Raw genomic sequence first — 1,543 nt, 5'->3', positions numbered from 1 at the left:
GTTCCACGCGGTCGGGTCGCACCAGCAGAACGTGTCGGGCATGGTCACCGTCAGTCCGGGCGACGGGGGCAAGCCACAGGTCTCGCTCGACTACCAGGTCAACGTGTGGGACCGGTACAACTGGGGCTCCGGAAAATCGACGACGTTCCCCGGTGGTGTCACCATTCCCGACGACGACATGGGGCGCCTGCACAAAGTGGGCTTCGCCCAGGAATTCGACATGCGCGGTAGCAGCGGCACCTACACCCAGGATCTGAACAGTGGCTCAGCCCTCGGGGTGACACCGGCGGACCCTGGGCGCGAAGGGTCCCGCGGGGACGTCTCGCGCGGCGACGAGGAGAACCGGTGAACAACCGATCTGCCCTGCGGCCACGGCTGCTCGCGGCCCTCGGGGCCGCCCTGCTGCTCACCTCCTGTTCGAGTGCCGGCGAAGATGAACACCGGACGACGGACGGGCGCGCCTCGCACTGGGGAAAGGACATGGGCGCCCCGGAGGCAAGGCACATGAGGCCACATCCGGGCCGTCCGATCACGTTCCTCTCAACCGCACTGAGCGGAAGTCTCGCTTCCGGCCGGCAGGTCGACCAGAGAATCTGAGACATCGGTCAGCAGAACGTCCGGCGTAACCATCAGTAACGGTTCGTCGAACGCCACTGAAGACCGCCGCGGGCGCGGGTCGAGGAGCACGCCGCCCAACCGGGCCCGCCTCGAACGCCGCCAACTCCGCGCAGGCGAATTCCGCTACCCCATGTCCGTAAGTGATCATTCCCGAGTTCGCGACGATCACGCTCATGGAGCGGGCCGACCGCGAAAACGACGAGGTCACCACACCAACTGAGCCGCCCGACGGGCTCTGCCGCAGCCCAATGTCACCGAAGGCTGAACCGCATGGCCGTCCGGAGGCGGATCGCGACCAGCTGCACAGGGATCCCCTCTGTACGTTATCGTGTACGTCATGAAGACGATGAGTGTCACCGAGCTACGCGCGGGCATCGCCGACGCCCTCGACGCGGTGGAGAACGACGCCGAGGAGCTGGTCATCACCCGGACCGGCCATGAGCCGATGGTCGTCGTCTCGCTCGCCGAGTACGAGGCACTGAAAGAGACCGATTACCTGCTGCGGTCGCCCGCGATGGCCGAGCGCCTGCGCAGGTCCATCGAGCAGGACCGGGCCGGCCAGGGTGCACTTCGCGAGCTGGTGGATCCCGATGACGAGGCCGGGCGTGGCGCCGCGTGAAGGTGCTGTTCGTCGACGACGGCTGGAACGATTACCTGTGGTGGCAGGGGAACGACCGCAAAATACTGAAGCGCATCAACCAGCTGATCGCCGACATCGACCGGGGCGGCCACGAAGGAATCGGCAAGCCCGAACCGCTGCGGAACGACCTCTCCGGCTACTGGTCGCGGCGTATCAACTCCGAACACCGGCTGGTGTACCGCATCGATGAGAACGCCGTCATCCACGTGGTGGCGTGCCGCTTCCACTACGAACGGTGAACCAGGCGCATACCCACGGGCCATGCCTCGGCTCTTGACAGCGCCC

At 66.3% G+C, this 1,543-nt stretch carries 2 protein-coding genes and 1 pseudogene; all 3 read left to right on the top strand.

What is annotated here, in order from left to right:
* Positions 1–349, top strand: a pseudogene (locus B9S57_RS25010) (hypothetical protein); the annotation flags it as partial.
* Positions 350–955: 606 nt separating this feature from the next.
* Positions 956–1,237 (top strand): type II toxin-antitoxin system Phd/YefM family antitoxin, encoded by a 282-nt coding sequence (locus B9S57_RS25000; protein WP_164493698.1) that lies wholly within the window; start codon positions 956–958, stop codon positions 1,235–1,237.
* Positions 1,234–1,497 carry a Txe/YoeB family addiction module toxin gene (locus tag B9S57_RS24995; protein ID WP_103517207.1) on the top strand — a complete coding sequence of 88 codons (264 nt, stop codon included), beginning with the start codon at positions 1,234–1,236 and terminating at the stop codon, positions 1,495–1,497. Before B9S57_RS25000 ends, B9S57_RS24995 begins: the two co-directional genes overlap by 4 nt.
* Positions 1,498–1,543: the final 46 nt, after the last annotated feature.

Origin of the sequence: Streptomyces sp. SM10 (assembly GCF_002910915.1) — a bacterium.
GTDB lineage: Bacteria > Actinomycetota > Actinomycetes > Streptomycetales > Streptomycetaceae > Streptomyces.
This window is presented reverse-complemented; position numbering and strand designations above follow the sequence as displayed.